Here is a 24987-nt window from a genome sequence, read left to right as displayed (position 1 = left end):
ACGTGACTGACACTGCACCCACCCCCGCCCCCGCGCTCGAGGTCTGGCCCGGCGAGGCATACCCGCTGGGTGCCACGTTCGACGGCACCGGCACGAACTTCGCCCTCTACACCGAGTCGGCGGAGAAGGTCGAGCTGTGCCTGTTCGACGACGACGACGTCGAGACCCGCGTCGAGCTGACCGAGGTCGACGCGTACGTCTGGCACGCCTACCTCCCGAGCGTGCAGCCGGGCCAGCGCTACGGCTATCGCGTGCACGGCGCCTACGACCCGCAGCAGGGCCTGCGCCACAACCCGGCGAAGCTGCTGCTCGACCCCTACGCGAAGGCCACGAGCGGCACCATCGAGTGGGGCCAGCCGCTGCACAGCTACAACTTCGGCGACCCGCTGAGCCGCAACGACGACGACTCCGCGCCCAACATGGTCAAGGGCGTCGTCATCAACCCGTTCTTCGACTGGACGGGCGACCGCTACCCGCGCACGCCCTACAACGAGTCGGTCATCTACGAGGCGCACGTCAAGGGCCTGACGCAGACGCACCCCGATGTGCCCGAGGCGCTGCGCGGCACCTACGCCGGCCTCGCGCACCCCTCGATCATCGCCCACCTGCAGAAGATCGGCGTCACCGCGCTCGAGCTGATGCCGGTGCACCAGTTCGTGCACGACGCGACGCTCGTCGAGAAGGGCCTGCGCAACTACTGGGGCTACAACACGCTCAGCTTCTTCGCGCCGCACGCCGAGTACGCCGGCACCGGCGAGCGCGGCCAGCAGGTGCAGGAGTTCAAGGCGATGGTGAAGGCCATGCACGCCGCCGGCATCGAGGTCATCCTCGACGTGGTCTACAACCACACCGCCGAGGGCAACCACATGGGCCCGACGCTCAGCTGGCGGGGCATCGACAACCGCGCCTACTACCGCCTGGTCGACGGCGACGAGCAGCACTACATGGACTACACGGGCACCGGCAACAGCCTCAACGTCGGCCACCCGCACTCGCTGCAGCTCATCATGGACAGCCTCCGGTACTGGGTCACCGAGATGCACGTCGACGGCTTCCGCTTCGACCTCGCCGCGACCCTCGCCCGCGAGTTCTACGACGTCGACAAGCTCTCCACCTTCTTCGAGCTCGTGCAGCAGGATCCGGTGATCAGCCAGGTCAAGCTCATCGCCGAGCCGTGGGACATCGGCCCGGGCGGCTACCAGGTGGGCAACTTCCCGCCGCAGTGGACCGAGTGGAACGGCAAGTACCGCGACCAGGTGCGCGACTTCTGGCGCGGCGAGCCCACGGCGCTCGGCGAGTTCGCGAGCCGCCTGGCCGGCTCCGCCGACCTGTACGAGCACTCCGGCCGCCGACCCGTCGCATCCATCAACTTCGTCACCGCCCACGACGGCTTCACGCTGCGCGACCTCGTCAGCTACAACGAGAAGCACAACGACGCCAACGGCGAGGACGGCAACGACGGCGAGAGCCACAACCGCTCCTACAACTACGGCGCCGAGGGGCCCACCGACGACCCCGAGATCCTCGCGATCCGGGCGCGACAGCAGCGCAACTTCCTCGCGACGCTGCTGCTCAGCCAGGGCGTGCCGATGATCCTGCACGGCGACGAGCTCGGCCGCACCCAGCAGGGCAACAACAACACCTACGCGCAGGACTCCGAGCTCAGCTGGATCGACTGGTCGTCGATCGACCAGCCGCTCATCGAGTTCACGGCCGCGGTGGCGCGGCTGCGCCACGACCACCCGACGTTCCGCCGCAAGCGCTTCTTCACCGGCTCGACGGTGCGCACCGGCGACGGCGAGCGCCTGAACGACATCGTCTGGCTGCGCGTCGACGGCACGCCCATGGAGTCGTCCGACTGGGAGGCCGCCGCGAGCGAGAAGGCCGTCGGCATGTACCTCAACGGCCACGGCATCGCGGGGCGCGGCATGCGCGGCGAGCGCATCACCGACAACCACTTCCTCATCTACTGCAACGCGTCCGAGGACGAGCTCGACGTGGCGATCCCGCCGGCCGAGTACGCCGAGGCATGGGATGTCCTCATCGACACGGGCGCGCAGGAGGCCGTCGAGGGGCCCGTGCGCGCCGGCGAGGTCGGCAAGCTCGCGCCGCGCTCGGTCGCGGTGCTCCGCGAGCACATCCCGCCCGTCGACCAGGACTTCTCGGTCGCCGCGTCCATCGCCGCGGCGAGCTCGTCGGCGCCGGGACCGGTGACGACGCCCGACTTGCGGACGACCGACGCGAGGCCGCTCCACGCATCCACGCCCCAGGCGGGCCCGGGCGAGCCGATCGAGCCCGGCCGCGAGGGCACCGTGCCCGACGAGCTGCCCGCCGACGGCGCGTCCGACGACCATCCCGCCAGCTGACCCGAGGAGACCCGTGCGCACGCCGCAGAGCACCTACCGACTGCAGATCAGCGACGAGTTCACGCTCTTCGACGCGGCCGAGCGGCTCGACGCGCTCGCCGACCTCGGCGTCGACTGGGTCTACCTGTCGCCCATCCTCGAGGCCGAGCACGGCTCGAACCACGGCTACGACGTCGTCTCGCACGCCCGCGTCGACCCGGCGCGCGGCGGCGAGGCGGGGCTGGATGCGCTGGCCGAGAAGGCGCGCGGCCTCGGCATGGGGGTGCTCGTCGACATCGTGCCCAACCACATGGGCGTGGCCGTGCCGGAGCACAACGCCTGGTGGTGGCAGCTGCTGCGCGAGGGGCGCGAGAGCGCGATCGCGCCGGCGTTCGACGTCGACTGGGAGGCGGGCGGCGGCAAGCTGCTGCTGCCGATCGTCGGCGACGACGACTGGTCGGAGGACGGCACCGTCGCCCACCTCGAGCTCGAGCGGGGCGACGAGGGCGAGGCCCAGGCGCTGCGCTACTGGGACACGCGGCTGCCGGTCGCGCCCGGCACGGGCGAGGGCACGGCGCAGGAGGTGCTCGAGCGGCAGCACTACCGCCTCGGCCACTGGAAGACCGGCGACGACCAGCTCAACTACCGCCGCTTCTTCGCGGTCACGACGCTCGCCGCGGTGCGGGTCGAGCTGCCCGAGGTGTTCGACGCGACCCACGCCGAGATCGGCCGCTGGTTCGACGAGCGGCTCGTGCAGGGCCTGCGCGTCGACCACCCCGACGGCCTGCGCGACCCCGCCGGCTACCTCGAGGACCTCGACCGCCTCACGGGCGGCGCCTTCGTGCTGGTCGAGAAGATCCTCGAGCCCGGCGAGCAGCTGCCGCGCTGGGCGACGGCGGGCACGACCGGCTACGACACGCTCGGCGAGATCGACCGGGTGCTCACCGATCCGGCGGCGGCCGAGCCGCTCGACGCGCTCGACGCGCGACTGCGCGGCGGCGAGCCGGTCGACTGGGCCGAGCTCACGCACCGCACGAAGCGGCGCATCGCCGACGGGATCCTGCGCGCCGAGGTGCTGCGCCTCGAGCGCGAGGTGCGGGCGGCGGATGCGTGGGGCGACCGGGGCGCGCCCGACGACACCGCTGACGCGATCGCCGAGCTGCTCGCCTGCTTCCCCGTGTACCGCTCGTACCTGCCCGACGGCCTCGAGCACCTCGGCGCCGCGGCCGAGCGCGCGAAGCAGCACCGGCCCGAGCTGGCCGAGACGATCGACGCGCTGCTGCCGGTGCTCGGCAACCCGCGGCACGAGGCGGCGCTGCGCTTCCAGCAGACGAGCGGCATGGTGATGGCGAAGGGCGTCGAGGACACCGCGTTCTACCGCTACTCGCGCCTGACGAGCCTCAACGAGGTGGGCGGCGACCCGGATGTCTTCGACATCACGGTGCACGACTTCCACACGTCGATGGCGAAGCGGCAGGCGGAGTGGCCGCACGCGATGAACGCCCTGTCGACGCACGACACGAAGCGCGGCGAGGACGTGCGCGCCCGCATCACTACGATCGCCGAGGTGCCCGAGCTCTGGGAGGGCTTGCTCGACAAGCTGCTCGTCTTCGCCCCCACCAAGGGCCGGGCGTTCGCGAACCTGCTGCTGCAGGCGGTCGTCGGCGCGTGGCCGGCGAGCGAGGAGCGGCTCGTCGCCTACATGGAGAAGGCCGCGCGCGAGGCCGACGCGATCACGCACTGGACCGACCCCGACACCCGCTTCGAGGGGCACCTCGCCGAGCTCGTGCGCAACGTGATGGCCGAACCCGCGAGCCGCGACGTCGAGGCGTTCCTCGCCGCGACGGAGGAGGGCTTCCGCTCGAACGTGCTGTCGGCGAAGCTGCTCAACCTCATGATCCCGGGCTTCCCCGACGTCTACCAGGGCTCGGAGGCGCTCGAGCAGTCGCTCGTCGACCCCGACAACCGCCGGCCCGTCGACTGGGAGCGGATGGATGCGCTGCGGTCGTCCGCGCGCGAGCCCGTCACGGGCGCGTGGGACCTCGAGGTCGCCAAGGTGCGGCTCGTGCGCGAGGCGCTGCGCCTGCGCCGCGAGCACCCGGAGCGCTTCGAGCACTACGAGCCGGTGCTCGCCTCGGGCGACGCCGAGCAGCACGTGCTGGCGTTCGACCGCGGGGGAGCGATCGCGATCGCGACGCGGCTGCCGATCGGGCTCGCCGCCCGCGGCGGCTGGGGCGAGACGACGCTGCACCTGCCGCCGCGCGGCGACGACGCGGTGCGCTGGCGCGACGTGCTCACGGGCCGCGTCGTCGAGGGCGGCGAGGCGCGGATGGCCGACGTGCTCGGCACGCTGCCGGTCGCGCTGCTCACCCTCGCCGACTGACCCCCGCCGTGCCGTCATGACCGATCTCGACACCGCATCCGCACCGAGCGCACCCCGCGCGAGGCGGCCCTGGACGGCGCTCGTCGCGCTCGTCCTCCTCTGGGGCGCCTTCCTCTCGGTCGCACGCCTCGCCGTCGTGCTGACGCTCTGGTACGTCGCGACGCTCGGGCTGCCGACGGAGGATCCGGGCGGCGAGGCCGCGACGGCCGTCGCGCTCGGCCTCGGCGTCGTGCTCGTGCTCGTCGCGCTCGTCGCCGTCAGCCTCCGGCGCCGCTGGGCCCGCTGGCCGGTCGTCGTGCTCGGCGCCGTCGGCGGCGTCGCGGGGCTCGCGATCCTGGTCGCCACGGCCTCGCCCGCGCCCGAGACGGTGCTGATGTCGCTCGCGCCGCTCGTCGGCGCCGTGCTGCTCGCGCTGCCGGCGTCGACGCCGTGGTTCTGGCCCCGTGCGAGCGCGCTTCCCGCCGCGGCCCCGCGCGGCGCCTGAGTGCCGAAGTCTGCTCCGCACTCAGGCGCCGCTCCGCTTCGCTTGCGAGGATCGACGCATGAGCGAGCTGCACGAGTACCGGGTCTGGGCGCCGAACGCGCAGCGCATGCGTGTCGTCGCGGGCCGCGAGAGCGTCGAGATGACGAGCGCCGAGGGCGGCTGGTGGCACGCGCTCGCGCCTGCGGGCGACTACGGCTTCCAGATCGACGACGACGACGCGGTGCGGCCCGATCCGCGCAGCCGCCGGCAGCCCCACGGCGTCCACGAGCGCTCCCGCACGTGGGACGCATCCGCCCATGACTGGGCCGACGCCGACTGGACGGGCAGGCCCATCGCCGGCGGCGTGCTGTACGAGCTGCACATCGGCACGTTCACGCAGGAGGGCACGCTCGACGCGGCGGCCGAGCGGCTCGACCACCTGCTCGAGATCGGCGTCACGCACGTCGAGCTGCTGCCCGTCAACGGCTTCAACGGCACCCACAACTGGGGCTACGACGGGGTGGCCTGGTACGCGGTGCACGAGGGCTACGGCGGCCCGGCCGCCTACCAGCGGTTCGTCGACGCCGCCCACCGCGCCGGCCTCGCCGTCGTGCAGGACGTCGTGCACAACCACCTCGGCCCCTCCGGCAACTACCTGCCGCTGTTCGGCCCGTACCTCTCGAGCGAGGGCCGCTCCACGTGGGGCGAGCACGTGAACGTCGCCGAGCCGGCCGTGCGGCGCTTCATCCTCGACAACGTGCGCTTCTGGTTCGAACAGATGCACGTCGACGCCCTGCGCCTCGACGCCGTGCACGCGCTGCGCGACGAGGGGCCGCTGCACATCCTCGAGGAGATGGCGGTCGAGACTGCCGCGCTCGCAGCGCACCTCGGGCGGCCGCTCGAGCTCATCGCCGAGAGCGACCTCAACGACCCCACCCTCATCACCCCGCGCGAGGGCGGCGGCTACGGGCTCGACGCCCAGTGGTCCGACGACTTCCACCACGGCGTGCACGTCGCGCTGACGGGCGAGACCGAGGGCTACTACGCCGACTTCGCGCCGCTCACGGCGCTCGGCAAGGTGCTCGAGCGCGGCTTCTTCCACGACGGCACCTACTCGTCGTTCCGCGAGCGCGACCACGGGCGCCCGATCGACACCGACCGCTCGCTGTCGTGGCGGCTCGTCGTGAGCGCCCAGAACCACGACCAGATCGGCAACCGCGCCCGCGGCGACCGCATCACCGAGGCGCTCACCGAGTCGCAGCTGCTGTGCGCGGCGCTGCTGCTCTACGCCGGCCCCTACACGCCGATGCTCTTCATGGGCGAGGAGTGGGCGGCGTCGAGCCCGTTCCAGTTCTTCACCTCGCACCCGGAGGAGGAGCTCGGGCGCCTCACCGCCGAGGGCAGGCTCGCCGAGTTCGAGCGGATGGGCTGGGACCCGGCGGTCGTGCCCGACCCGCAGGACCCGGCCACCTTCGAGCGCTCGAAGCTCGACTGGGCCGAGGCGCGGCGCGAGCGGCACGCGCGGGTGCTCGACGGCTACCGGCAGCTCGCCGGGCTGCGCCGCGAGCTCGAGGCGCTCACCGACCCGCACTACGCGCGGAACGCCGTCGAGGTCGACGAGGCCGCGGGCGTGCTGCGGCTCGTGCGCCGGGCTGGCAGGACGGATGCGGTCGAGATCGTCGTGAACGTCGGCTCCGAGCCGCAGACGGTGCCGGTGACGAAGCGGCGGCTGCGCTTCCAGACGCATCCCGACGTCGCGGTCGCCGAGCAGCTCACGCTGCCGCCCGGCAGCGGTGCCCTCCTCGACTGACCCCGCGCCCCCTCCTCCCTCCGCTGGTCGAGCCGGTCGCGCAGCGACCGAGTCGAGACCACCCCGCAGCGCCCGCCCCCTCCCGCCGGTCGAGCCGGTCGCGCAGCGACCGAGTCGAGACCACCCCGCCGTGCCCGCCCCGCCCCTCCGCCGGTCGAGCCGGTCGCGCAGCGACCGAGTCGAGACCACTCCGCCGCGCCCACCCCGCCCCTCCGCCGGTCGAGCCGGTCGCGCAGCGACCGAGTCGAGACCACCCCGACCGCACCCCGACTACCGTTGTCCCCGTGACGCCCACCGTCGAGACCCTCGACCTCCCCGTGACCGGCTACCTCCAGACCCGCCGCGGCGAGATCGCCGAGGTGGCGATGTCGGCCGAGCCCGATGGCCCGCTGCGCCTCTACCTGCGCGTGCCGGAGGGCGCGGGCGAGCTGTCGCCCGGTCTCTACAGCACGTCGGTCGCAGCGCTGCTCGACGACGACCCCGACGAGGGCTGGCTGCTCACGGTGGTGCTCGAGCCGGAGGAGCCGGGCGCCGAGGTGCGCCGCGACCCGGTGTTCGACGCCCGCTACCCGTGGGAGGAGACCGACCTCGCCATCGCGCAGCACCGCGAGGATCTCGAGCTCGACGGGCCGGTGCCCGAGCGCGAGTGCGAGGTCGACCCGTTCGGCCTCTGGGCCGTCGACGAGCAGGGGCGGGCGTTCGTCGTCGAGGGCGGCGTCGACGACGAGAGCGGGCTGCTGTGGCTGCACCCGGTCTCGCCCTACGGCCGTGCGCTGCACCCGGGCGTCTACGACGCCGTCGCAGCCGATGACGCGCAGGCGCCCGCGCTCGACGACGACGACGCCCTCGTGCCGGCGTCGGCGGTGCAGGCGCTGCAGGTGTACCTCTACGACGGCTTCCCGGATGCGCCGCACGGGGTCTGGCGCATCGGGTCGCGCGCCGCGCTCGAGGCCGAGGCCGAGGCCTCCCTGCCCGAGTACGACCCGACCGACTGGCTGCGCTGGCTCGTGCCGGTCGACGGCGGCGACCCGGTGCCCGTGCTGCTCGCCGACGCCGCCGACGGCTCGGTCGCCTTCGAGGTGCTCGGTGCGCGAGCGCCGTCGTGGGCCGCCGGGCGGGCGGTGACGGCCGCCGCGCCGCGCCCCGACCAGGCGCCGGGGGATCGCCGCGAGCTGTCGCTCCTGTCGAAGCCGGTCGCCGAGCTGCGCTCCTCGAATGCGAAGATCCGCAAGCGCGCGCCCTCGCGCGTCGGCCGCTTCGTGCTCGAGGCAGAAGGGTGGATGCCCGAGGGCTGGAGCGCGCTCGGCTGACGCCGCCGTCGGGCGGGCGGGGACTCAGGCGTCGACCGTCTCCGAGACCGCGAACCGGCGGCGGTACGCCGATGGCGCGACGCCCAGCTGCCGCGTGAAGTGGTGCCGCAGGAGCGCGGCCGTGCCGAACCCCGCCTGCTGCGCCACCGCATCCAGCCCCAGGTCGGTCGCCTCGAGCAGCGCCTGCGCGCGCTGCACGCGCTGCGAGACGAGCCACGCTGCGGGCGTCGTGCCGAGCTCCTCGCGGAACCGGCGCGCGAAGGTGCGCTCGGAGAGCCGAGCGCGACGGGCGAGCGAGGCGATCGTGTGCTCCTCGTCGAGCCGCGCCGCCACCCAGTCGATGAGCGGCGCGAGCGTGTCGGCGCGCTGCTCGGCGACCGGGCCGACCGCGTACTGCGACTGCCCGCCGTCGCGCAGCGGCGGCACCACCATCGAGCGCGCGATGATGGCCGCGACCTGGGCGCCCTGCAGCTCGCGGATGAGGTGGAGCGAGGCGTCGATGGCCGCCGCGGTGCCCGCGCTCGAGGTCACGGGGCCGTCGTCGGCCCAGAGCGCGTCGCGCTCGACGACGATGTCGGGGAACTGCTCGGCCAGCTGCTCGACGTGCCGCCAGTGCGTCGCGACCCGTCGGCCCGAGAGGATGCCGGCGCGCGCAGCGACGAAGGCGCCCGTGCAGAGCGTCAGCACGCGGGCGCCGCGGGCGACGGCCCGCTGCAGCACGTGGGCGATGGCCACCGAGCACGCCGCGTCGATGCAGCAGTCGGCGTAGGGCGCGACGATCACGACGTCGGCCTCGTCGGCGAACGCCAGCCCCTCCTGCACCATGATCGGCAGGCCCAGCCCGCCCTCGACGCGGATCGGGCCCGGCGTGGGTGTCACGACCCGGAAGTCGTTTCGGGGCACGCCGCGGTCGGTGCGGTCGGCGCCGAAGACCTCGGCCGCGACCGCCAGCTCGAACGCGCTCACCTCGTCGTCGACGATGCAGGCCACCTTCAGCACGGCTTCCTCCGCTCTCCCTCGGGACCGATCCGCCTTGGCAGGATCTTGTCGAGTGTTGACCATCCTGCCACTGGTGGCAGGATCTTGGCAAGCGCAGACTTCCTGCCATGGAAGCACTCTGGATCATCCTCCTCATCGCCCTCGCGATCGGCGCCGTCGCCGGCACGATCGACGCACTGCTGCGGCAGCGCGCCCCCCGCACCCCCGTCGACCCCGGGCGGCTCGCCCGGCTCCGCGAGCGCGTCGAGGACGCCGACGCCCGCCGCATCGCCGCCGAGGTCGAGGAGCGCATCGCCCACCGGCTCGACGCCCCCGGCAACGGCCTCGCCCCGCAGATGGGCGACGCTCGCGTCTGGGCCGGCGCGTACTGAGCCACACCGCCGCCGTCCGAGTCGCCTCTGGCGCGGGCGGCGGCGCAGGCGCATCATCGGTGCCATGGAAGCCACCTGGACGAGCGCGGCGACGGCCGATCCCACCTGGATCGTGCTGCTCGCCGCCCTCGGCGTCGTCGGCGCAGCCGCCACCGTCGTGCTGCTCGTGCTGCAGCGGGAGCCGCGCACGCGGGCCGACCGCGAGCGCATCGCCCGACGCCGCGAGCCCCGCGGCGCGCACTGACGCCGCCCGGGGCCTCGCCCCGGTAGCGTGCGAGGCATGCGCCTCGCGAACGCCCGCCTGCTCGACGGCACCCTCATCGACCTCGACATCCTCGACGAGGGCATCGAGCGGGTGAGCCCCGCCGGCACGACGCCCTCGACCGGCGCGCGGCACGACCTCGAGGGCGCGACGGTGCTGCCGGGCCTCTGGGACGAGCACACCCACATGGGCCAGTGGGCCCGCCACCGCACGCGCGCGAGCGTGCTCGACGCGGCGAGCGCCGAGGAAGCCGCCGCGCTCGCGGGACGCCACGCCCGCGCGCACCGGGGCGGCGAGCCCGTCGTGCTCGTCGGCATGCGCGACGGCCTCTGGCCCGCGCCGCCCACCCGCGCGCTGCTCGACGCGCAGACGGGCGACGTGCCCACGCTCGTGGTCTCGAGCGACGTGCACTGCTCCTGGCCGAACACCGCGATGCTCCGCCGCCTCGGCATCGACCTCGACGCGCCGCTGCTGCGCGAGGAGGCGGCGTTCGACGCGCTGAGCGCGGTCGAGGGGATGCTCGACGCCGACGCGCTCGACCGTCACGTCGTCGACGCTCTGGCCGCCGCCGCCGAGCGGGGCGTCGTGGGCGTGGTCGACCTCGAGTTCGACGACGCCGTCGGCGCCTGGATGCGCCCGGGCCGCTCCACGCCCCTCCGAGTGGAGGCGGGCGTGTACGCGAAGGACCTCGAGCTCGCCGCCGAGCGCGGCCTGCGGACGGGCGACGCGATCGCACGTCGGGCACGCATGGGGCGGCTCAAGGTGATCTCCGACGGCTCGCTCGGCACCCGCACGGCGTGGACGGCCCATCCCTACGGCTCCTTCGAGACGGGGGAGGAGGGCACCGGGGTGCGCAACGTCGACGACGCCGCGCTCGACCGCCTGCTCGCGCGCGCGGGCGAGCTCGGCATCGACGCGACGATCCACGCGATCGGCGACGCCGCCGTGACGGCCGCGATCGACGCGTTCGAGCGCGCCGGCACCGGCGGCCGCATCGAGCACGCGCAGCTCGTCTCGGGCGTCGACATCCCGCGGCTCGCGCGCCTCGGCATCACTGCCTCCATCCAGCCCGAGCACGCGCTCGACGACCGCGAGCTGACCGCGGCGCTGTGGGCCGACCGCAGCCGCGACGCGTTCCGCATCCGCACCCTCGTCGACGCGGGCGTGGATGTCGTGCTCGGCTCCGACGCGCCCGTCACGCCGCTCGACCCGTGGCTCGCGATCGCCACCGCCGTCACGCGCACCCGCGGCGACGAGCACCCCTGGCAGCCCGAGGAGGCGATCTCCCTCGAGCAGGCCGTGCGCGCCTCGAGCCGGTCGCGGCTGGCCGCCGAGGAGCCCGCCGACATCGTCGTGCTCGGCGCCGCCCCGCCCGTGCCGTCGGCCCACGACGACCCGGCCGCCGTCGCCGCGGCGCTGCGCACCATGCCGGTGGCGCTCACGATGGTCGCCGGAGAGGTCGTGCACGGCGCCCTCTGACGACGGGGCAGCGCGCCGCAGGCCATCCGCGGCAGGTCATCCGCCCGGGGGCATCCGCCGCCTGCCATGATCGGCGCAGGCGAGAGGGCGACGATGGCGATGCAGGATCGGATCACGCTGCGGTTCCTCGCGGCGCCCACGGACGCCGCACACGGCGGCGGCACCGTGCAGGCGGGCCGGGTGCTCGAGTGGATCGACAAGGCGGGCTTCGCGTGCGCCGCCGGCTACTCCGGCTCGTACTGCGTCACCGCCTACGTCGGCAACGTGCACTACACCGCGCCCATCCGGCCCGGGAGCCTCATCGAGGCGACCGCCCGCATCACCCACACCGGCCGCACGAGCATGCACGTGTTCGTCACCGTCGAGGCGGCCGATCCGCGCACCGGCGAGTTCGAGGTCGCGCTCGACTGCCTGCTCGTCTTCGTCGCGGTCGACGAGCACGGCAGGGCCAAGCCGGTGCAGCCGTGGCGGCCCCGCACGAGCGACGACGAGCTGCTCGCGCGCGGCAGCGAGGAGCGCGTCGAGGCGCGCCGCCACATCCACGACCTGCAGCGGGAGATCGAGTTCTCCGACGACATGACGACGCCGGCCGAGAGCTTCCGGTTCCTCGCGAACCCCGGCGACGTCAACTGGGGCGGCAACGCGCACGGCGGCATCGTCATGCGCGCACGCGCTCCGGCGACCCGCGCACGGGCGAGTTCGAGCTCGCCACCCAGTGCATGTCGGTCTACGTCGTGCGCGGCGACGACGGCGACGCGATCGCGCTGCCGCAGCTCGCGCTGACGAGCGATGCCGATCGCCGCGCCGACGCGCAGGTGCGCGAGATCGTCGCGCAGCGGGCGGCGCTCGCCCCGCTGCCCGTGCCGAGGCGCTGACGCCGCGACAGGGTTCGCACAGCGGATGCCCCGGGCCGTTGTGGATGCGGCACAACCGGTCGCGCCGGCCCGCGCCCGTCGTTGCACGGGCGTCCAACCCCTGACCGCACCCGTGGTCGACGCGCCTACCGTGGGGGCGCATCCGTCCTGAAGGGGGAACCATGGCCGACCGCACGTCCGCACCAGCCCGCGCCGATCGTCACCGCGCGAGCGCCGAGACCCGCCCGCGACTGCAGGGCCAGGTCGACGTGGAGTGGCTCGGCCGCGACCTGCTGGGCACGTGGGCCGAGCGCCGCCTCGCCGCCCGCGCGAAGGTCGCAGACCCCCGCTACCAGCGCATCGACGACCTCACGGTCGCCGAGCACCGCGAGCGCGTGCTCGGCCAGATGCGGCAGCTCGTCGACGACGGCGCCGTGCTCGCGGCCTTCCCGTCGCACCTCGGCGGGCAGGACGACCACGGCGGCAACATCGCCGGCTTCGAGGAGCTCGTGCTCGCCGACCCGAGCCTGCAGATCAAGTCGGGCGTGCAGTACGGCCTGTTCGCCGCCGCCGTGCTGCACCTCGGCACGCAGCACCACCACGACACGTTCCTGCCGCCGATCATGCGGCTGGATGTGCCGGGCGCGTTCGCGATGACCGAGACGGGCCACGGGTCCGACGTCGCGTCGATCGCCACGACCGCCACGTACGACGAGGCGACCGAGGAGTTCGTCATCCACACGCCCTTCCGCGGCGCGTGGAAGGACTACCTCGGCAACGCCGCGCTGCACGGCAAGCACGCGGTCGTCTTCGCGAAGCTCATCACGAAGGGCGTCGACCACGGCGTGCACGCGTTCTACACGCCGCTGCGCGACGACGAGGGGCGCTTCCTGCCCGGCATCGGCGGCGAGGACGACGGCTACAAGGGCGGGCTGAACGGCATCGACAACGGCCGCCTCCACTTCACGCACGTGCGCGTGCCGCGCACCAACCTGCTGAACCGCTACGGCGACGTCGCCCCCGACGGCACCTACTCGAGCCCGATCGCGAGCCCGGGCCGGCGCTTCTTCACGATGATCGGCACGCTCGTGCAGGGCCGCGTGTCGCTCGACGGCGCCGCGGTCGTCGCGCAGGAGGCCGCGCTCGCGATCGCCATCCGCTACGGCGCCGAGCGCCGCCAGTTCAACGCGTCGAGCGAGACGCAGGAGGAGGTGCTGCTCGACTACCGCCGCCACCAGCGGCGCCTGTTCACGCGCCTCGCCAAGGCCTACGCGCAGCGCTACGCGCACGAGATCCTGCTGGCGAAGTTCGACGGCGTCTTCTCGGGCCGCAGCGACACCCCCGAGGAGCGCGAGGACCTCGAGACGCTCGCCGCCGGGCTCAAGGCGCTCTCCACCTGGCAGGCGCTCGACACGCTGCAGGAGGCGCGCGAGGCGTGCGGCGGCGCCGGCTTCCTCGGCGAGAACCGCCTCGTGCAGCTGCGCGCCGACCTCGACGTGTACGTCACGTTCGAGGGCGACAACACCGTGCTGCTGCAGCTGGTGGGCAAGCGCCTGCTCGGCGACTTCTCCAAGCAGTTCAAGGGCGCGTCGAAGGCCGACATCGCCCGCTTCGCCGCCGACCAGCTCTTCGACCGCGCGACCGCGCTCGTGGGCCTGCGCACCCTGTCGCAGGACGTGCGCGACCTGCGCAACGTGAAGAAGTCGTCGATCGCCCTGCGCGACCGCGACGTGCAGCGCGACCTGCTCGAGGACCGCGTCGAGACGATGGTCGCCGACATCGCCGGTCGCCTGCGCCACGCGCCGAAGGACCAGGCGCAGGCCGCGGCCGCGTTCAACGACGAGCAGCACGAGCTCATCGAGGCCGCCCGCGCCTGGGTCGAGCTGCAGCAGTACGACGCGCTCGCTGCCGCGGTCGAGCGGATGCCCGAGGCGACCCGCAAGGTGATGACGCACGTGCGCGACCTCTTCGCGCTCACGATCATCGAGGAGCACGCGGCGTGGCACCTCGAGCACGGCCGCCTCTCGGGCGCCCGCTCGAAGGCCGTCACCTCCACGATCGAGCGACTGCTGCAGAAGCTGCGCCCGCACGCGCTCGACCTCGTCGCGGCCTTCGGGCTCGGCGACGAGCACCTGCGCGCGCGGATCGCCAGCGGCGCCGAAGGCGCCCGCCAGGCCGAGGCGATGGCCCACTACGCGGCGCTCCGCGCGGCGGGCGAGCTGCCGGTGCCCGAGAAGCGCGCGAAGGCGACCGACCCCGACGCGCAGCCGATCGTCGAGGCGGGCGCCGCGCCGCTGCCGCCGTCGGCGTTCGACTCGGCCGCCTCGGCGCCGTCGGTCGACTCCGTCGAGGCGGTGCCGACGGATGCGTCGGCCGACGCCGAGGAGGCGCACGTCGCGACCCGCTGACCGAGCGGGAGGAGAGGGGGATGCCGGCGCCGGCATCCCCCTCTCGCCATCCGCCCCTCATGGCCGACTCATAGGGGTACATACCGCGAGCGGAATTGCGTACGCCATACGCTGAAGGAATGATCACCGCCGGAGCACTCCGCTCGACCATTCCCGCCAGCGAGCGGCAGACCGACGCGCCGCGGGCCGACTTCCGCGTCGTGGCCCGCGCCGTGCGCGACGCCGGCCTGCTCGAGCGCACCGTCGGCTTCTACAGCTGGCTGATGGCCGGTCTCGGCGTCGCCCTCGTCGGCCTGCTCGTCGGCTCGGTGCTGCTCGGCGACTCGTGGTGGCAGCTCGCCATCGCGGCCGCCCTCGGCGTCGTGCTCACCCAGATCTCGTTCATCGCGCACGAGGCGTCGCACCGCCAGGTGTTCAAGTCCGGCCCCGCGAACGACCGGCTCGGCCGCATCCTCGCCGCGGGCGTCGTCGGCATCAGCCACCAGTGGTGGCAGACGAAGCACTCGCGCCACCACGCGAACCCCAACCAGATCGGCCGCGACCCCGACATCGAGATCGACACGATCTCGTTCCTCCCGAGCGACGCCAAGCGAGCCCGCGGCGCCCAGCGCTGGATCACCCGTCGGCAGGGCTGGCTCTTCTTCCCGCTGCTCACGTTCGAGGGCATCAACCTGCACGTGCGGTCGATCGCCACGCTCTTCGAGCGCCGCGCGGTCAACGGCCGCTGGCTCGAGCTCGGGCTCATCACGCTCCGCTTCGCGCTGCTGATCACCTTCCTGCTGTGGGTCATGCCGCCGCTCATGGCGCTCGCGTTCCTCGGCGTGCAGCTGGCCGTCTTCGGCGTCGGCATGGGCGCATCCTTCGCCCCGAACCACAAGGGCATGCCGACCGTCAGCCGCGACGCCCGCCTCGACTTCTTCACGAAGCAGGTGCGCACCTCCCGCAACATCGGCGGCTGGGGCATGACGATGCTGCTCGGCGGCCTGAACTACCAGGTCGAGCACCACCTCTTCCCCAACATGGCGCGCCCGCACCTGCGTGCCGCGAGCAGGATCGTGCGCGCGCACTGCGCCGAGCACGGCATCCCCTACACGGAGACCAACCTCGTCGAGGCCTACGGCTCGGTCGTGCGGCACCTGAACCGCGTCGGCCTCGCGGCCCGCGACCCGTTCGACTGCCCGATGCTGGCGACGAGGCGATGACCGGAGGCTCCTCCCGCCGGCAGCCCGTCCGGCACGCGATCGCGCAGCTGCACTGGCGGCTCAGCCCCTGGCGGCTGCTGCGCGAGCAGCCGCCGCACGAGGGCCCGCGCCTCCTGATCGGCGCCCCGCACACCTCCAACCGCGACTTCGTGCTCATGCTCGCGATCACGTGGGATGCGCGGCTCCCGGTGCGCTGGCTCGGCAAGCGAGAGCTGTTCCAGGGCCCGTTCGGCCGCGTCATGCGCTGGCTCGGCGGCATCCCCGTCGACCGCGACGACCCCGCGGGCCTCGTCGAGCGCGTGGTCGAGCTCGTGCGCCACGACCCTCGCGCCGCGATCGTCGTCACGCCCGACGGCACGCGCAGCTCGACGCACTGGCGCAGCGGCTTCTACCGCATCGCGTACGACGCGGGGATCCCCGTCACGCTCGGCTTCGTCGACTCGATCACCGGCACCACGGGCCTCGGCCCGACCATCCGTCTCACGGGGGATGTCCCGACCGACATGGACCGCATCCGCGCGTTCTACGCCGGCAAGGCGGGCATCAACCCCGAGCGCACGACCGAGCCGCGCCTCGCCGACGAGGCCGGGCTCGCCGCCCGGCTCGCGCAGGAGCGCCTCGAGCCCTGACCGGCGGGGGTGGTGCGCCGCGGCCCGCGATGCCACGATGACGGCATGGACGAGAACCCGGTGCACGAGATCAGCGAGGCGGAGTGCCACAAGCTGCTGGCCGCGTTCGAGTTCGGGCGCATCGCGTTCCGCGTCGGCGAGGCCCTCGAGGTGTTCCCGATCAACTACCACGCGGCCGGCGGCGCGATCACGTTCCGCACCGCGCCGGGCACCAAGCTTGCGGGCGTGCTGCTCGCCGACGACGTGGTCGTCGAGATCGACCACATCGGGGCGAAGGAGGCGTGGAGCGTCATCGGCCACGGCAAGGCGCGCCGGCTCGAGTCGAGCAGCGAGGTCGAGGCGGCCGAGCGCCTGCCCATCCATCCGCTCGTGCCGACGGTGAAGCGCGAGTTCGTGCGCATCGACCTCGCGCGCGTCAGCGGGCGCCGCTTCCACCGCTTCGCCGAGCCCGACGCCGCGAGCGAGCCGCTCGTCGACTCGACCGACTGAGCTCAGCCGGCGGCGCCGCTCGCGCCGCCGCCGTAGCCCGACATCGCGATGCGCGTGCCCGGGCGTCGCATCTCCATGCGGTACGCGGCCCACAGCACGAAGACGGCCTCGGCGTGCGTCAGGCCCGACTCGAGCTCGAGCTCGGGCCGGTAGCGCCACGGGCCCGCCGGCGCCACGGAGCCGATCCTCGTGCCGCGCTGCTCGAGGTCGAGGCAGAGCGCGCCGAGCAGCCAGTTGGTGGTGCGCACGAGCTCGGTGGCGCAGCTCGGACCCTCCATGCGCCATCGCGACGCGAGCAGGCCGCCGCGCTCCAGCGCGATCGCGACCTCGCCGTCCCGCGCGGCCGCGAGACCGCTCGGCCCGTGCTGGAACGCCCAGTCCTCGCCGAGGACGTCGAGCTCCGGGGACTCGCTCCAGAAGCGCGCGCCCGTGCGCGCGACCTCCTCGCCGTCGACCTCGACCGCTCCCGCATCCCACCTGTACCGCATGCGACCACCGTACGGTGGTCGGTGGGTGCCGGACCGCACGCGGGAATCGCCGCGCGCCCGCGGGCGTTGTCGGATCCGAGAGCCACAGCAGGGGGAGCAGCCGCATGCCGCATGAGGTCGAGACGACCACCGCCACGATCGAGCGACCCCGCGAGACCCGCACGGTCGCGATCCTGGGTGCGGGCAAGATCGGCACGGTGCTCGCGCGGCTCTCGCTCGCCGCGGGGCACCGCACGCTCATCGCGGGCTCCGGCAGCCCGGAGCGCATCCGGCTCATCGCCGAGTACCTCGCGCCCGGTGCCGAGGCGATGCGGTCCGCGGACGCGGCTGCCGCGGCCGACGTCGTCATCCTCGCCCTGCCGCTCGGCCAGCACCACCGCCTGCCCGTCGAGGCGCTCGAGGGGCGGCTCGTCATCGACGCGATGAACTACTGGTGGGAGACCGACGGCATCCGCGACGAGTTCACCGATCCCGAGCGGCCGACGAGCGTGATCGTGCAGGAGTCGATGCCGCGCGCGCGGGTCGTGAAGGCGTTCAACCACATGGGCTACCACGACCTCGCCGACTGGCCGCGGCCGGCGGGCCACCCGCAGCGTCGCGCGATCGCGGTGGCCGGCGACGACGCCGACGCGGTCGCCGAGGCCGCCGCGCTCGTCGACGGCTTCGGCTTCGACCCAGTCGTGCTCGAGTCGCTCGCGGCTGGGCTGCGGCTCCAGCCCGGTTTCCCCGCGTTCGGCGCGAACGAGGATGCCGCGACGCTGCGCGGGCTGCTGGCCGACTAGAGCCAGAGCGCGAGCAGGAACGCCGCGTAGCTGGCGAGGCTCGCCCAGGCGAGCGCGGAGCGCAGCCGCGGCGCGGCATCGAGGGCGACCAGCGCGCCGACGACCGCGAGCAGCGCCCAGGTCGCCGCGTGGCCCCAGCGCAGCGCCAGCTGCTGCACGCCCGTCGCGGTCGCCGCCTCCTCGGGGACGACGAGCGTCCACAGCACCGCCATCGCCGCGCCGACGATCGCACCGGCGAGCCCAAGCGCTCGGCGGTGCCGCGCGGCCCAGGCGCGGGCGGGGGAGGGGCGGGCCGTCCCGGATGCGTCGCCCGACGCATCCGTCGGCGGCATCGGCGTCGTCACGGTCGAAAGCCTAGGTCGCGTTGCGGGCTCGCGCCAGACGGGCCGGCGCCGCGGACGGCGGGCGGATGCGGCGTGTCGCACGATCAGGATTGCCGCACCAACGACGAAGCCCCCGCTTGGCGGGGGCTTCTGCTGTGGCTCCGACGGGCGTCGATCCCGTGACCTCACGATTTTCAGTCGTGCGCTCTACCAACTGAGCTACAGAGCCTGGCTCTCTCGAACCCGGCGGACCGGAGCCCGCCCTTGCACAAGGCCCTCTCGTGAGAGAGGGCCAGGGCAATGGCGACCCTGACGGGACTTGAACCCGCGACCTCCGCCGTGACAGGGCGGCGCGCTAACCAGACTGCGCTACAGGGCCATACCGGTAGTCCCATCGTACAGAGTGAATCCGCAGTGAGTGACCCCAACGGGATTCGAACCCGTGCTGCCGCCGTGAAAGGGCGGTGTCCTAGGCCGCTAAACGATGGGGCCATGCGCCGGAGCACATGACTACCGAGGGATGACGTTACAGCACGCGGAGGCCGCCGTGCAAACCGGGGCCGACCCGCGCGGCGAGCCCCTGGTGCGACCCGGGCGGCGGTTCCGGCGACACGCCCGCCTCAGTGTCGGCTGAACGGAACCTTCAGGTGGAACATGAAAGTTGATAGCGTGGCTCCCGATGTGTGTCGTGACACGGGCGCAGCCCGGGTGCACGATGTTGACTGATGCAGCCGCGCGCTGCTCGAACGGAGCGACATGGCCCACCCCAGCCGGCCGGCCCCAGGCCTCGCGGATCGGTCGCGCCTGCGCGCCCTCCGCCACGGCCTCGCCACGGCTGCGGCAGTCGCCAGCCTCGTGCTCGTCATGGTCGTGCCCGGCGCCCCGAGCGCCAACGCCGGAGGCCACGAGGACCAGTGGGGCTACCCCACGTGGGCCGAGGTCGAGGCGGCACGCGGCAACGTGACCGCGAAGAACGCGCAGATCGAGCAGATCCGCGGACTCATCGCGCAGCTCGAGGCCGAGGCCGTGGACGCGCAGGCGTTCTCCGACCAGAAGGCCGCCGAGGCGATCGAGGCGCAGCGCGTCTACGACGAGGCCGTCGCGGTCGCCCAGCGCCTGCAGGAGCAGGCCGACGAGGCGTCGGCCCGGGCCAGCGAGTCGGAGCTCGCCGCCGGTCAGCTCGCGGCGCAGCTCGCCCGCAGCGGCGGCACCGGCGACATGAGCGCTGAGCTCTTCGCCAACCCCGGCTCCGCCGACAGCTGGCTCTATCGCCTCGACCTCATGGACCGTGCAGCCGGCACCGCCGACTCGCTCTACCAGCAGGCGCAGCAGGACTCCAACACCGCGCAGGCCCTCCAGGACCAGGCGGCCGTCGCGCGCGACGCCCTCGGCCAGCTCAAGGAGGAGGCCGACGCCGCCTACCTCGCCGCGCAGGAGGCCGCGATGGCCGCGCAGGCCGCGGTCGAGGAGGAGCAGAACAACCGCGTCGTGCTCGAGGCGCAGCTGTCGGTGCTCGTCGAGAACCGCGCCGCCACCGAGGCCGACTACCAGGCCGGCCAGCGCTGGCAGGCGTACCTCGCCGAGCAGGAGCGGCTGCGCATCGAGCGCGAGCGCCGCGAGGCCGAGGAGGCGCGGCAGCGCTGGCTCGCCGAGCAGCAGCGCCAGCGCGAGGCCGCGGCGCAGGCCGCCGCGGAAGCCGCGGCTCGGGCTGCGGCTGGCGGCGGCTCGGGAGGAGGCGGCTCGTCGAGCGGTGGCGGCAGCTCCGTCCCGGTGGCGCCCCCCGCCAGCAGCGGCTGGCAGACTCCCCTGTACGGACGCTTCACGTCGGGCTACGGGATGCGCAACGACCCGGTCGGCCAGCTCGGCCGCAAGCTGCATGCCGGAGTGGACATCGCAGGCGGCTGTGGTTCGCCCATTTACGCCGCGGCCAGCGGCGTCGTGACGCTCCGCTCCCGCGACATCTATGGCGCGAACATGCTCTACATCGACCATGGCGGCGGCGTGCAGACCGAGTACTACCACATGATCAGACCCGCCAGCGTCGTTCCCGGTCAGCGTGTGAGCGCCGGACAGGTGATCGCCTACGAGGGCAGCACCGGCTGGGTGACCGGCTGCCACCTGCACTTCCAGATCCGCGTCGGCGGCACGCTCGTCAACCCCGAGTCGTTCCTGAACGCCCGCGGCGTCTACCTGCGCTGACCGCCCCGGCGCATCCGTACTCCCGCCGGTCGAGCCGACGGCCCTCCGGGCCGGCGAGTCGAGACCATGAGACGGTCGGCTGCGCCGACCTCCTCGACGAGCGGGGTGCGGGATGCGCCGACCAGGCGACGAGAGAGGGGGCGCACCTCGCGGTGCGCCCCCTCTCTCTCTCTCTCCGTGCGTCTGCGTCAGTCGGTGACGTCGCGCCCGCCCTCGGGCTTCTCGACCGACTCGCCCGACTCGTCGCCGTGCTCGGCGTCGAACGCGGCGATGCCGGCCTGGACGGTCGCCTCCGCGGCCTCCGCGCCCTCCCAGTCGCCGAGCTTGGCCCACTTGCCGGGCTCGAGGTCCTTGTAGTGCAGGAAGAAGTGCTCGATCTCGTTGCGGATCTGCTGGGGCACGTCGTCGATGTCCTGGATGTGGGCCCAGCGCGGGTCCTTGTCCAGCACGCAGATCACCTTCGTGTCGATGCCGCCGTCGTCCTCCATGTTGAGCTGGCCGACCGGGCGCGCACGCACGAAGACGCCCGGCGGCACCGGGTACTCGAGCAGCACGAGCGCGTCGACCGGGTCGCCGTCGAGGCCGAGCGTGCCCTCGAAGAAGCCGTAGTCGGTGGGGTAGACGAAGGTCGTGAACAGCACCCGGTCGAGGTAGACGCGGCCCGTCTCGTGGTCGACCTCGTACTTGTTGCGGCTCCCCTTGGGGATCTCGATGACGACGTCGTAGGCGGCCAACGGCGGCTCCTTCTCGTGGGGGTGGGGAATCGGCATAAGGTTACTTCATGCCCGAAAGCGACCGTCGACCGCGGCTGACGCCCGCCGTCGCCGACGTCCGCCGGGCGGTGCGCGAGGCCATCGACGACCTGCCCGAGGGGGCGCTCGTGCTGGTCGCGCTCTCCGGCGGCCCCGACTCGCTCGCCCTCGCCGCCGCGACCGCCTTCGAGGCGCAGCGCTCCGGCCGCCGGGCCGGCGCCGTCATCGTCGACCACGGGCTGCAGCCGGGCAGCGCCGAGATCGCCGAGCGCGCCGCCGACCAGGCGCGCGAGCTCGGCCTCGACCCCGTGCACGTGCTGCCGGTGCAGGTCGCGCACGACGGGAGCCCTGAGGCGGCCGCCCGCCAGGCCCGCTACGCGGCCCTCCTCCAGGCGCGCAAGGAGGCCGGCGCATCCGCCGTGCTCCTCGGCCACACGCTCGACGACCAGGCCGAGACCGTGCTCATCGGGCTCGCGCGGGGCTCCGGCCCCGAGAGCCTGTGGGGCATGCACCCGCGCATCGGGTTCCTGCGGCGCCCGCTGCTGCAGGTGCGGCGCGCGACCACGCACCAGGCGTGCCGCGACCAGGGGCTCGAGCCGTGGAGCGACCCGCACAACGACGACGACCGCTTCCTGCGCGTGCGCGTGCGGCACCGCGTGCTGCCGATGCTCGACGAGGTGCTCGGCGGCGGCGTCGCGCTCGCCCTCACCCGCACCGCCGACACGCTCCGCGAGGACGCGGAGGCGCTCGCGCACTTCGCGCAGGAGCAGATCCTCGACCTCGTCGAGCACGCCGAGGGCGGCCTCTCGCTCGACGCCGGCGCGCTCGCGGCCAACCCGCCGGCGCTGCGCCAGCGCATCATCCGGCTCGCGGTGCAGAGCGAGTTCCACGTCGCGCTCTCGCGGCAGCAGACGCTCGAGGTCTCGCGGCTCGTCACCGACTGGCACGGCCAGGGGCCCATCCACCTGCCCGGCATCCGCGTGAGCCGCGAGGGCCGCAGGCTCGTCTTCGTCGCGGCCTGACGGGGTCCCGGCGACGCGCGTCCCTCCGCGTCGCCGGTAGGTTGGTCGCACCGCCGATGCCGACCGCTCAGGAGCGCACATGGACTTCACGCACGTCGAGGCAGACCTCTCGAAGACGCTCGTCACCGAGGAGGAGCTGCACGCGAAGCTCGAGGAGCTCGCGCGCCAGATCGAGGCCGACTACGAGGGCAAGGACCTGCTGCTCGTCGGCGTCCTCCGCGGCGCGGTGATGGTGATGGCCGACCTCTCGCGAGCGCTGCGCCGCCACATCGAGATGGACTGGATGGCCGTCTCCTCCTACGGCTCCGGCACCGTCTCCTCGGGCGTCGTGCGCATCCTCAAGGACCTCGACAGCGACCTCACCGGGCGCAACGTGCTCATCGTCGAGGACATCATCGACTCCGGCCTCACGCTCTCGTGGCTGCGCGGCAACCTCGAGTCCCGCGGCGCCGCCTCGGTCGAGATCTGCACGATGCTGCGCAAGCCCGACGCCCTGAAGGTCGAGGTCGACGTGAAGTACTGCGGGTTCGACATCCCCAACGAGTTCGTCATCGGCTACGGCCTCGACTACGCCGAGCAGTACCGCAACCTGCGCGGCATCGGCGTGCTCGCGCCGCACGTCTACGAGTGACGCCGCGATCGTGACCTGATCGTGACCCGCCGGGCGTGACCGGCGGGCAGGATCGGACATGTCGGTGAGCACGGGCCGCCCGGCCCGACCGAAGGAGTCACGATGTCCCGCACCGCCGTCCGCGCGCTCCGCGCATCCGCCGCCGTCCTCGCCGCGCTCGCGCTCGCCGCATGCGCGCAGCCTGCCGCGCCCGCGGCTCCCTCGAGCCCTGCGGCCGAGCCCGCGCCGACCGGCGCGCCCACCGCATCCGCGACGCCCGCGCCGAGCGCCTCCGCCGAGCTGTGGCGGGCGTTCGAGTCGCAGGACGGCGCGGTGCGGCTCAGCCTGCCGCCGGGCTGGACGGTCGAGGACCGCAGCGTCGTCGAGCCGGAGAGCGAGATGTACAACACCGGTCCGGGCTGGCTGAACGACCTCGTGGTGCGCGACGGCGAGGGCGACGCGATGCTCGTGTACCAGGAGTACTACGGCAACGACTCCTTCGTGTGTGCAGAGCCGCCCGCGGCCGACGTCGCCGTCCCCGTCGAGCCCTTCGCTCCCACGCTGCGGGCGGAGCTCGACGCCGCGGGCGCGCAGCACGGATACCCTCCCGTCGAGGTGCAGGTGCGCAGCGGCCTGCAGGAGGACATCGCGTGGGACGGCGAGCGTGACGTGCCGACCGGGGAGTGGCGCGCCTCGCTCGGGATGTTCGCCCTCGTGCCGAGCGGCGAGCACTGCGAGTGGGACGGATGGGTCCCCGAGATCTGGGCGGGCAACCGCATCGTCATCGTGGAGGCGGTCGCCGACCGGCTGCAGGACGACGGCGCCGCTGGGCAGATCGTGTTCGGCAGCGAGCAGGCCGCGCGCGACTGGCTCGAGAGCGAGGAGGTCGCGACGCTCATCGACGTGCTCGAGTCGCTCGAGCTCACCGGCGCCCCGGTGCTCCAGGAGGCGCCCTGAGCACGGCACTCGGTCGGCTCCCAGGCACGGGCGCGCGATCGTTTGGGAGGATGCTGGGATGAGGTCCTCCGCACGCGCGCTCGCGCCGCTCGCCGTCGCCGTCGTCGCCGCAGCGCTGGTCGGCTGCTCGACCGCGCCGACGCCGACGCCGCAGCCGTCGATCCCGCCCGGCATCACCGCGCCGCCGCCCACCGCGCCCGCCGAGCCTCCGGCCCCGGAGGTGGAGTCGTCGCTGCCGCCCGAGATCGCCGGCGTCGACACGAGCGCGTGGCAGCAGGTGCCCGTCGCCGATGTCGCCACCTTCCGCATCCCGCCCGAGTGGTCGACGGAGGAGATCTCGGGCGGCCTCGCGGTGCTGCGCGCCGACGGCGAGCGACAGCTCGGGCTCACGATCGGCGCGGCCGGCGAGACGCTCGCGTCGCTGCCGACCGGCTGCGTCGACGCCGCGGGCACCGCGGTGGGCTGGCGCACCCTCGGCCTCGACCGGCAGGACGTCACGATCACCGGCGCCACCGGCGTGGCCTTCGGCGCCGCGGCGCTCCAGCTCGGCGAGCAGTGGATCGTCAGCATGGGGCTGCGCCCGGCCGCCGAGGCGCAGTCGCCGCGCTGCCCGATCATCAACGCCTTCGACTCCGAGCAGGGGCTCGTCTCCTTCGGCTCGGAGACGATCGTCACCGGCTCCGGCGAGGGCGCCCCGTGGGCGGTCGGCTCGCTCGCCGATGCGCAGGCCTACGTGGGCTCCGAGGAGTTCGCGACCATCCGCGCGATCCTCATGTCGCTCGAGCTGCTGCCGTAGCCCGCGCCCTCAGCGAACAGGCCGGTCCCGTGCGGATGCGCGGGGCTAGCCTGG

General features: G+C 73.7%; 24 protein-coding genes and 3 tRNA genes. 20 read left to right on the top strand and 7 right to left on the bottom strand.

Annotation, left to right across the window (positions count from 1 at the left end; all coding sequences use genetic code 11):
• Positions 1–2 precede the first annotated feature (2 nt).
• From glgX to AC1RNL_RS01805, 5 genes are all read left to right on the top strand, one after another.
• Positions 3–2366, top strand: a complete 2364-nt coding sequence (gene glgX / locus AC1RNL_RS01825; protein ID WP_492934252.1) for a glycogen debranching protein GlgX — start codon at positions 3–5, stop codon at positions 2364–2366.
• A 13-nt stretch (positions 2367–2379) separates the two neighbouring features.
• The gene (gene treY, locus AC1RNL_RS01820; RefSeq protein ID WP_492934251.1) at positions 2380–4728 is read left to right on the top strand and encodes a malto-oligosyltrehalose synthase; all 2349 of its coding nucleotides are present in this window, start codon (positions 2380–2382) and stop codon (positions 4726–4728) included.
• A gap of 16 nt (positions 4729–4744) precedes the next feature.
• The gene (locus AC1RNL_RS01815; protein ID WP_492934250.1) at positions 4745–5212 is read left to right on the top strand and encodes a hypothetical protein; all 468 of its coding nucleotides are present in this window, start codon (positions 4745–4747) and stop codon (positions 5210–5212) included.
• Positions 5213–5270: 58 nt separating this feature from the next.
• Positions 5271–7001, top strand: coding sequence for a malto-oligosyltrehalose trehalohydrolase (gene treZ, locus AC1RNL_RS01810; RefSeq protein WP_492934249.1), 1731 nt, complete (start codon positions 5271–5273; stop codon positions 6999–7001).
• A 284-nt stretch (positions 7002–7285) separates the two neighbouring features.
• A complete protein-coding gene (locus tag AC1RNL_RS01805) occupies positions 7286–8311 on the top strand; it encodes a hypothetical protein (RefSeq protein WP_492934248.1) in 1026 nt (341 codons plus the stop codon).
• 24 nt (positions 8312–8335) lie between these two features.
• Here AC1RNL_RS01805 and AC1RNL_RS01800 read toward each other — a convergent pair whose 3' ends face one another.
• The gene (locus AC1RNL_RS01800; protein ID WP_492934247.1) at positions 8336–9310 is read right to left on the bottom strand and encodes a helix-turn-helix domain-containing protein; all 975 of its coding nucleotides are present in this window, start codon (positions 9308–9310) and stop codon (positions 8336–8338) included.
• Positions 9311–9417: 107 nt separating this feature from the next.
• On the opposite strand from AC1RNL_RS01800, the gene AC1RNL_RS01795 reads away from it, so the two are divergent.
• From AC1RNL_RS01795 to AC1RNL_RS01755, 9 genes are all read left to right on the top strand, one after another.
• Positions 9418–9681 carry a hypothetical protein gene (locus AC1RNL_RS01795; RefSeq protein ID WP_492934246.1) on the top strand — a complete coding sequence of 88 codons (264 nt, stop codon included), beginning with the start codon at positions 9418–9420 and terminating at the stop codon, positions 9679–9681.
• A 64-nt stretch (positions 9682–9745) separates the two neighbouring features.
• The gene (locus AC1RNL_RS01790) at positions 9746–9925 is read left to right on the top strand and encodes a hypothetical protein (protein WP_146355789.1); all 180 of its coding nucleotides are present in this window, start codon (positions 9746–9748) and stop codon (positions 9923–9925) included.
• 36 nt (positions 9926–9961) lie between these two features.
• Positions 9962–11422: an amidohydrolase gene (locus AC1RNL_RS01785; RefSeq protein ID WP_492934245.1), complete on the top strand. Its 1461-nt coding sequence runs from the start codon at positions 9962–9964 to the stop codon at positions 11420–11422.
• A 99-nt stretch (positions 11423–11521) separates the two neighbouring features.
• Entirely contained in the window at positions 11522–12205 is a 684-nt protein-coding gene (locus AC1RNL_RS01780) for an acyl-CoA thioesterase (protein WP_492934244.1), read from the top strand.
• On the top strand, positions 12142–12297 hold the full coding sequence (locus AC1RNL_RS01775) for a hypothetical protein (protein WP_246993253.1): 156 nt from the start codon (positions 12142–12144) through the stop codon (positions 12295–12297). Before AC1RNL_RS01780 ends, AC1RNL_RS01775 begins: the two co-directional genes overlap by 64 nt.
• Positions 12298–12458: 161 nt before the next feature.
• On the top strand, positions 12459–14684 hold the full coding sequence (locus tag AC1RNL_RS01770) for an acyl-CoA dehydrogenase family protein (protein ID WP_492934243.1): 2226 nt from the start codon (positions 12459–12461) through the stop codon (positions 14682–14684).
• 119 nt (positions 14685–14803) lie between these two features.
• A complete protein-coding gene (locus AC1RNL_RS01765) occupies positions 14804–15886 on the top strand; it encodes a fatty acid desaturase family protein (protein ID WP_492934242.1) in 1083 nt (360 codons plus the stop codon).
• On the top strand, positions 15883–16515 hold the full coding sequence (locus AC1RNL_RS01760) for a 1-acyl-sn-glycerol-3-phosphate acyltransferase (protein ID WP_128190538.1): 633 nt from the start codon (positions 15883–15885) through the stop codon (positions 16513–16515). Before AC1RNL_RS01765 ends, AC1RNL_RS01760 begins: the two co-directional genes overlap by 4 nt.
• A gap of 45 nt (positions 16516–16560) precedes the next feature.
• Positions 16561–17004 (top strand): pyridoxamine 5'-phosphate oxidase family protein, encoded by a 444-nt coding sequence (locus AC1RNL_RS01755; protein ID WP_128190539.1) that lies wholly within the window; start codon positions 16561–16563, stop codon positions 17002–17004.
• A 2-nt stretch (positions 17005–17006) separates the two neighbouring features.
• Here AC1RNL_RS01755 and AC1RNL_RS01750 read toward each other — a convergent pair whose 3' ends face one another.
• Positions 17007–17492, bottom strand: coding sequence for a hypothetical protein (locus tag AC1RNL_RS01750; RefSeq protein WP_492934241.1), 486 nt, complete (start codon positions 17490–17492; stop codon positions 17007–17009).
• Between the two features lie 104 nt (positions 17493–17596).
• Between AC1RNL_RS01750 and AC1RNL_RS01745 the strand changes: the two genes are divergently transcribed.
• A complete protein-coding gene (locus tag AC1RNL_RS01745; RefSeq protein ID WP_492934240.1) occupies positions 17597–18274 on the top strand; it encodes an NADPH-dependent F420 reductase in 678 nt (225 codons plus the stop codon).
• Here the strand turns inward: AC1RNL_RS01745 and AC1RNL_RS01740 are convergent.
• The 4 genes from AC1RNL_RS01740 to AC1RNL_RS01725 all read right to left on the bottom strand — a co-directional run bounded on the left by AC1RNL_RS01740 (position 18271) and on the right by AC1RNL_RS01725 (position 19089).
• Positions 18271–18618, bottom strand: coding sequence for a hypothetical protein (locus tag AC1RNL_RS01740; protein ID WP_492934239.1), 348 nt, complete (start codon positions 18616–18618; stop codon positions 18271–18273). The genes AC1RNL_RS01745 and AC1RNL_RS01740 overlap by 4 nt on opposite strands.
• 135 nt (positions 18619–18753) lie before the next feature.
• Positions 18754–18826 (bottom strand) — tRNA-Phe (locus AC1RNL_RS01735).
• 72 nt (positions 18827–18898) lie between these two features.
• Positions 18899–18976: transfer RNA gene (locus tag AC1RNL_RS01730), tRNA-Asp, on the bottom strand.
• 40 nt (positions 18977–19016) lie between these two features.
• Positions 19017–19089 (bottom strand) — tRNA-Glu (locus AC1RNL_RS01725).
• A gap of 264 nt (positions 19090–19353) precedes the next feature.
• On the opposite strand from AC1RNL_RS01725, the gene AC1RNL_RS01720 reads away from it, so the two are divergent.
• Positions 19354–20796 carry a peptidoglycan DD-metalloendopeptidase family protein gene (locus AC1RNL_RS01720; protein WP_492934238.1) on the top strand — a complete coding sequence of 481 codons (1443 nt, stop codon included), beginning with the start codon at positions 19354–19356 and terminating at the stop codon, positions 20794–20796.
• 188 nt (positions 20797–20984) lie between these two features.
• On the opposite strand, the gene AC1RNL_RS01715 is transcribed toward AC1RNL_RS01720, so the two are convergent.
• Positions 20985–21530 (bottom strand): inorganic diphosphatase, encoded by a 546-nt coding sequence (locus AC1RNL_RS01715; protein ID WP_128188786.1) that lies wholly within the window; start codon positions 21528–21530, stop codon positions 20985–20987.
• 47 nt (positions 21531–21577) lie between these two features.
• Between AC1RNL_RS01715 and tilS the strand changes: the two genes are divergently transcribed.
• The 4 genes from tilS to AC1RNL_RS01695 all read left to right on the top strand — a co-directional run bounded on the left by tilS (position 21578) and on the right by AC1RNL_RS01695 (position 24933).
• Positions 21578–22570 (top strand): tRNA lysidine(34) synthetase TilS, encoded by a 993-nt coding sequence (gene tilS, locus AC1RNL_RS01710; protein ID WP_310122424.1) that lies wholly within the window; start codon positions 21578–21580, stop codon positions 22568–22570.
• A 79-nt stretch (positions 22571–22649) separates the two neighbouring features.
• Complete coding sequence (gene hpt, locus AC1RNL_RS01705; protein ID WP_128188784.1) at positions 22650–23201, top strand: hypoxanthine phosphoribosyltransferase; 552 nt, start codon at positions 22650–22652, stop codon at positions 23199–23201.
• A gap of 102 nt (positions 23202–23303) precedes the next feature.
• On the top strand, positions 23304–24137 hold the full coding sequence (locus tag AC1RNL_RS01700; RefSeq protein ID WP_492934237.1) for a hypothetical protein: 834 nt from the start codon (positions 23304–23306) through the stop codon (positions 24135–24137).
• A gap of 58 nt (positions 24138–24195) precedes the next feature.
• A complete protein-coding gene (locus AC1RNL_RS01695) occupies positions 24196–24933 on the top strand; it encodes a hypothetical protein (RefSeq protein WP_492934236.1) in 738 nt (245 codons plus the stop codon).
• Positions 24934–24987 lie beyond the last annotated feature (54 nt).

It is taken from the genome of Agrococcus sp. GW821-FHT14H11 (assembly GCF_058803545.1).
The sequence above is the reverse complement of the archived record's forward strand: the minus strand, read 5'-3'. Positions and strand labels throughout refer to the sequence as shown.